Genomic DNA, 6127 nt, shown 5'->3' with positions numbered 1-6127 from the left:
GTCGTTTACTTATATTTAACTAAAATATTTCTATACTTGGATTTAAGAAAATTGAATAACTGGAGGCTATATGTCTTGGGATCAGCTTGTAAAAAAACAGGCGGATAAACTGGCCAAGCCAGAAATGACCCATATACTCTTTGCGGTTTCCAACCCAAAGAAATTTGAAGCCGTCCTTCCGGCTGTAAGATTGCGTGCAAAAGTCTCTGTTATTGATCAAGGCTGGGCCGCTGTTGAACATGGTGCCCAAGAAAAATATGATGCTGCTGTAATCGAAGCCGACATGCCTGGTATTACTGGCTTTGAAATCGTAAAACGCATCCATGAAGAAAGAAAAGAAAAAGACCTTTCATCTCTACCCACTCTATTTATAGGTAATACTGAACAAGTCGCTGAAAGTCTCGATCTAATACGAGAGTTCTGTGAAAATAGCATGTCTGCCCCTTTTCATCCGGCCCATTTCCTAAGTCAATTATGGGAAGTTTGTGATGTAGCAGCTGAAGGTCATTGGTTAGAACTAAACCCGCTTCAGCAAAGCGTATTAAAAGTAACAAAAAGTTCTATCCGTAAAATGTTTGATGCGGAAAATACCAGTAGCATCATCAAACCGGAACTTTATGAAGATTGTTCAAGGGTTCTTGTAGAGGCCGCCGGTAACCATGATCTTCGCAATGTAGTAGATATGTTGAAACGTCATCATGGTTATACATTTGTTCATGTCTTGAAGGTTTCTTCATTAATGACAATCTTTGGTGCAGAACTTGGGCTTGGAAAAACCGATATGGAACTCTTAGCTCAGGGGGGGCTAATGCATGATGTTGGCAAAAGAAATACACCAATCGAAATTCTTGAAAAACCAAGTCAGCTTGATGAAAGAGAATGGGTTGAGATGAAAAAACATGTGATCCTATCAGGATCAATTCTACGTGCGTCACCCGGTATTCCCAAAGAAGTTATTAATATTGCAGAACGCCATCATGAAAAAATTGATGGAACAGGATATCCAAACGGCTTAAAAGGCGGCCAGATGGATGATTTAAGCTTGATATCTGCGATTATGGATATCTATTCTGCCCTTACCGATAAACGATCATATAAACAGGCGATGATCCCTCAAAAGGCCCTTTCTATTATGGATAATATGGTCGGTGATCATATTGAAGAAGGGTTCTATTATCGTTTTAAGGAAATGGTATTAGATGGTTGCATGGGTGATGTTTAACACCTGCCTTGTCGGCCTGACTTGCTAATCGCTTTCTAATCCTATACATCAGCCCTGACTTGAAGATAAGTATAAGAGACCAATCCATGAATGATAATATCTCAACCACGGGTGTCAGCATTAATCAGTTAGCTGTGGCCTTGGAACGTGTTGAACTTGCCATGCAAGGTAATGAAGAATTGAAAGAGGAATTGAAAACCATCAAAACTTCAATCCGTTCTTTGGAACATCTTCAACATGAAGGTAATGCAGCAATGTTGGGTTTGGCAGCAATCACAGCTGCAATGCTGCGAAACAATGTGATTTCCGATGCAGATATCCAACAGATGCTAGATGCCTTAACACCACCTACAGATTTAGGCCAACTAAACCGTGAACGTGCCAATAGCCTTTACACTGCTATTGTAAACGCAGCTCAGGAACCAAAACCATCCTGATTATAAACGACTAGTTTAATAAATAGTCTAACACGGCATTCAGGCGTTGGCGGCCTTCCTCGGTCGCCAAAATTTTATCATCGCTCTGGATAACTAATCCTTCTTCGCACAAAATATCTAATCGATCCTGTTGAAGAAAATCGCCAATTTCTTTCAAACGAGAAACAGGTACACCTTCGCGTAACCGTAATCCCATCAATAAGGCTTCTTGAAATTGCTCTTGTAGATCAACCGAAATGACTTCACGAGTTGCATGACCATAGGATTGTACAGCGCCCAACCATTTTTCCGGTAATCGATGACGAAGGACAGCCGATTTCTGTCCCTTTATTTTAAGACGCCCATGAGCCCCCGGCCCGATCCCTGCATAATCCTGATAGCGCCAATAAACTAGATTATGACGAGATTCCTGTCCCGGTTTTGCATGATTAGAGATCTCATAAGAAGGACGACCAGATGCTTCCATCATCTCTTGGGTTACCTCATAAAACTCAGCTGCTAATTCCTCGTCCGGCATTTTAAATTCACCAAGGCGGTGTTTCGTATAAAAGGCAGTACCTTGTTCAATAGTTAATTGATAAAGAGAAAGATGATCGCCTGCTAATGCCAGCGCATCGTTTAGTTCTTCTCGCCAAGCCTGAATGGTTTGATTTGGGCGTGCATAAATCAGATCGAAACTGTAACGATCAAACAAATCACTTGCCAATTCAATCGCTTGGCGTGCCTGGTCCACGTTATGAAGGCGACCTAAGAACTCTAAAACATCTGGCTGAAGACTTTGCACACCTAGGGAGAGACGATTCACGCCTGCATCACGATAACCATGAAAACGTCCCACATCCACCGAGGTTGGATTAGCTTCCAAAGTAATCTCTAAATCATCAGTGATCTGCCAGCTAGATTTTGCCCGCTCAATTATTGCGGCCACGGTTTCCGGTGGCATTAAGGAAGGTGTTCCTCCCCCAAAGAAAATAGATTTTAATTGGCGGGGGCCAGCTTCCTGAACCGCATGATCCAATTCCCGAACCAAGGCTTGCCGCCATTGATCCTGCTCAACTTGATCACGCACATGGGAATTGAAATCGCAATACGGGCATTTAGATTGGCAAAAAGGCCAATGCACATATAAGGCAATTTCAGGAAGATCAGACATGATAAAATGAATTCCGCCTTATCTGTCATCTGCGAAAACGAGCTCGACCAATTTCTTGAAGGCATCTGCACGATGGCTCATCTCATGTTTACGCTGAGGTTCCATTTCTGCAAAAGTGATATCAAATCCCTTTGGCTGAAACACAGGATCATAGCCAAAACCTTTATCTCCGCGCGCAGGCCAAATGATATCGCCTTCCACGAAACCTTCCACGCAAACTTCTTCACCATCAGGCCAAACCAATGCCAAGGCACAAATGAAACGGGCTGTGCGATTATCACTATCGCCTAACTCATCATTTACTTTTTCCATGGCATAGCTGAAGTCACGGACGCCATCTTTTACCGCCCAACGTGCTGAATAAATACCCGGTTTTCCATCTAATGCCTCAACGGCAAGACCGCTATCATCTGCCAAAGCAGGTAAACCAGAGGCCTTGGCGGAATGATGTGCTTTTAATAATGCGTTGCCTTTAAAGGTTGCTTCAGTTTCTTCTGGTTCGGAAATTCCAAGTTCCCCTGCAGATGTGACTTCCACCCCATAAGGCTCCAGCAAAGCTGCTATTTCTGGAACCTTGCCTTTGTTATGAGTGGCAATAACCATTTTTTGACCACGTAAAGATTTCATTTATCAAATACCTTATGCTGAAAGAGATTTCTCAATAGCAACCTTCTGGGCCTCTACCAATTCTTTCACGCCTTTTTTCGCCAAACCTAGAAGTTTTAAGAATTCTTCTTCACTAAATGGGTCTTCTTCTGCGGTGCCCTGAATTTCAACAATGCCGTTTTTATCTGTCAAAACGAAATTGGCATCTGCCCCGGCATTACTATCTTCTGGGTAATCCAGATCAAGCACAGCTTCCCCTTCAAAAATACCACAAGAAATTGCCGCCACGTGGGATTTCAATGGAATTTCTTCGATCACACCCAGTTTTTTAAGATGTTCAAAGGCCAGATGAAGCGCTACATAGCTGCCTGTGATAGCGGCAGTACGAGTACCACCATCTGCCTGGATCACATCACAATCCACACGAACCTGACGTTCCCCAAACCCGTCCATCACTGTGATTGCACGTAAACTACGCCCGATAAGACGTGAAATTTCCTGTGTACGACCACTTGCCGCGGTGCGTTTACGATCCATACGACTATGTGTAGAACGCGGTAACATACCATATTCCGCAGTCACCCAACCTTGACCGGAATTACGCAAAAATGGTGGTACATTATCTTCAACTGTTGCGGTACAAAGAACATGAGTATTCCCAAACTTCGCCAAACAGGACCCTTCTGCATAAGGGCTAAAATCCGGTTCCAGCTCAATCACACGCATTTCATCCAAAGCGCGACCGGAAGGACGATGTGTTTCAGTCATAAAAATACTCCAAAAATAAACGAATATGTTAAACTGGCCTTTCTATAAGCTGCGAAAGCAGCTGGGACAAGCCTAACACGCTTGCAAAGCGGGAATAAACCTGCACTCTTATAAAAAAGACAATTAATACCGCAAAAGGATGACCTTTTCATGATTTCAGACCTCAATGACCGCTCAAGAGAAATATTAAAACTGGTCGTTGAATCCTATGTTGAAACAGGCGCCCCTGTCGGTTCCAGAACGCTTTCTAAAAAACTTCACGAAAATATCAGCCCTGCCACTATTCGGAATGTCTTAGCGGATTTGGAAGAATATGGATTGCTTTATGCACCTCATGTATCTGCTGGTCGTTTACCAACCGACCTTGGTATGCGCCTGTTTGTAGATGGTATCTTGGAAATCGGAAATCTTACGGATGAGGAACGCATTCAAATTGAAGCCCAATGTAAAACCAATGGCGCGTCTTTTAATCAAGTTTTAGAACAAGCAGGCAATCTTATGTCGGGCCTGAGTGCCTGCGCAGGCTTAGTTGTCGCCCCAAAGACAGAACAGCAACGTCTTAAACATGTGGAGTTTGTCAGTCTTGGACCAGGGCGCGCTCTGGTAGTCATGGTGACAGAAGAAGGTCAGGTAGAAAATCGGGTCCTTGACTTACCTGTTGGTGTAACCCCTTCTATATTAATTGAAGCTGGAAATTATTTATCTTCAAAATTAATCGGTCAAAGTTTGACGGAAGCCAAAGCTGTTATTGCAAAAGAGATCAGGTCCAACAAAGCAGCCATTCATGAACTCTCAACAAAATTAGTCGAGGCTGGTCTTGCCACTTGGTCGGATACCAGTGACGATGGCGTATTAATTGTGCGCGGCCAATCAAACCTATTACAAGATATTAATGCTTTGGGTGATTTAGAAAATATTCGTACGCTTTTCACGGCACTTGAAACAAAAGAAAACCTGCTTCGTTTAGTAGACCTCACCCAAGATGCCGCTGGGGTTCAAATTTTTATTGGTGCAGAAAATGAACTCTTTTCTGTGACCGGCTGTTCCATGATTATTTCCCCGTATCGAAACAGTGAAGAACAGATTATCGGCACCATTGGTGTGGTCGGACCAACCCGCATGAACTATGCTCGTATTATTCCTATGGTGGATTATACAGCAAAAGTTGTCAGTCAAATGTTGCGTCAGAAGTAAGGACACCCTATATAAACGGCAAGAATTCGTAATTTGGGTATCACCAAATTTTTGTTGAAATGTCGGCAGTTTTAGGCTGAATAGCTGCTGTTGAGTAATTCAATCAGATATCAAGATGTTTAAAAAGAGATCTAAAGACATGATGGACCAAGAAAACCCTGTGGAAAATCAAGAAGCTGAAACAGCTGCAGAAGAAGTTGTTGTGGAAGAAAACACAACAGCGACAGAAGAAAACGGCTTTGAGGTTATAGAAAAACTGCAAGCAGAAAATGCCGAGTTAAAAGATCGTCTGATGCGTGCTTTGGCTGAAATAGAAAATATTCGCCGCCGTACAGATAAAGAAAAAACCGATATGGCCAAATATGCGGTAAGTCCTTTGGCAAAAGAATTGATGCCTGTTGCAGATAATCTACAACGCGCTATGGAATCTTTGTCTGATGAAGCAAAAGAATCTGCGGATGAACAAATTAAAACTTTCATCACTGGCGTCGAAATGACAGAAAAAATGTTACAAGACGCCTTTGGCAAAAATAAAATCGAATATATAAACCCTGAAGGTGAAAAGTTTGATTATAAACTTCATCAAGCGATGACAGAGGTTGAAAATTCAGGTCAACCAGCAGGAACTGTGGTTCATGTGATGCAACCAGGTTACGTTTTAAATGAACGTCTCTTGCGTCCTGCGATGGTCGCTGTTGCTAAAGGCACACCAGAAGAAAAACCAGATAATGTAGAATCTGTAGATAC

7 protein-coding genes are annotated in these 6127 nt (G+C 42.6%); 4 read left to right on the top strand and 3 right to left on the bottom strand.

Translation table 11 applies throughout. The features are described from left to right. Positions 1–70 precede the first annotated feature (70 nt). Positions 71–1222 carry an HD domain-containing protein gene (locus E1160_RS01765; RefSeq protein WP_155153270.1) on the top strand — a complete coding sequence of 384 codons (1152 nt, stop codon included), beginning with the start codon at positions 71–73 and terminating at the stop codon, positions 1220–1222. A gap of 86 nt (positions 1223–1308) precedes the next feature. Continuing rightward, on the top strand, positions 1309–1659 hold the full coding sequence (locus E1160_RS01760) for a hypothetical protein (RefSeq protein ID WP_155153269.1): 351 nt from the start codon (positions 1309–1311) through the stop codon (positions 1657–1659). Between the two features lie 10 nt (positions 1660–1669). On the opposite strand, the gene hemW is transcribed toward E1160_RS01760, so the two are convergent. From hemW to rph, 3 genes are read right to left on the bottom strand one after another with little or no spacing between them, the layout of a single operon-like run. Continuing rightward, the gene (gene hemW / locus E1160_RS01755) at positions 1670–2812 is read right to left on the bottom strand and encodes a radical SAM family heme chaperone HemW (RefSeq protein ID WP_155153268.1); all 1143 of its coding nucleotides are present in this window, start codon (positions 2810–2812) and stop codon (positions 1670–1672) included. 18 nt (positions 2813–2830) lie between these two features. Then, positions 2831–3439 carry an RdgB/HAM1 family non-canonical purine NTP pyrophosphatase gene (gene rdgB / locus E1160_RS01750; RefSeq protein ID WP_155153267.1) on the bottom strand — a complete coding sequence of 203 codons (609 nt, stop codon included), beginning with the start codon at positions 3437–3439 and terminating at the stop codon, positions 2831–2833. 12 nt (positions 3440–3451) lie between these two features. Continuing rightward, positions 3452–4186 carry a ribonuclease PH gene (gene rph / locus E1160_RS01745; RefSeq protein ID WP_155153266.1) on the bottom strand — a complete coding sequence of 245 codons (735 nt, stop codon included), beginning with the start codon at positions 4184–4186 and terminating at the stop codon, positions 3452–3454. 150 nt (positions 4187–4336) lie between these two features. Here rph and hrcA point away from each other — a divergent pair, with 150 nt between their 5' ends. After that, a complete protein-coding gene (gene hrcA / locus E1160_RS01740; RefSeq protein ID WP_155153265.1) occupies positions 4337–5380 on the top strand; it encodes a heat-inducible transcriptional repressor HrcA in 1044 nt (347 codons plus the stop codon). A 115-nt stretch (positions 5381–5495) separates the two neighbouring features. Continuing rightward, a partial coding sequence (gene grpE / locus E1160_RS01735) for a nucleotide exchange factor GrpE (RefSeq protein WP_155153264.1) occupies positions 5496–6127 on the top strand: 632 nt, incomplete at its 3' end.

Source organism: Curvivirga aplysinae (assembly GCF_009711445.1).
GTDB lineage: Bacteria > Pseudomonadota > Alphaproteobacteria > UBA8366 > Aestuariispiraceae > Curvivirga > Curvivirga aplysinae.
This window is presented reverse-complemented; position numbering and strand designations above follow the sequence as displayed.

What these genes read in the sequence shown, in the direction of transcription:
- E1160_RS01765 (WP_155153270.1), top strand. Translation starts at nt 71, where the DNA reads ATGTCTTGGGATCAGCTTGTAAAAAAACAGGCGGATAAACTGGCCAAG.
- E1160_RS01760 (WP_155153269.1), top strand. Translation starts at nt 1,309, where the DNA reads ATGAATGATAATATCTCAACCACGGGTGTCAGCATTAATCAGTTAGCT.
- hemW (WP_155153268.1), bottom strand. Translation starts at nt 2,812, where the DNA reads ATGTCTGATCTTCCTGAAATTGCCTTATATGTGCATTGGCCTTTTTGC.
- rdgB (WP_155153267.1), bottom strand. Translation starts at nt 3,439, where the DNA reads ATGAAATCTTTACGTGGTCAAAAAATGGTTATTGCCACTCATAACAAA.
- rph (WP_155153266.1), bottom strand. Translation starts at nt 4,186, where the DNA reads ATGACTGAAACACATCGTCCTTCCGGTCGCGCTTTGGATGAAATGCGT.
- hrcA (WP_155153265.1), top strand. Translation starts at nt 4,337, where the DNA reads ATGATTTCAGACCTCAATGACCGCTCAAGAGAAATATTAAAACTGGTC.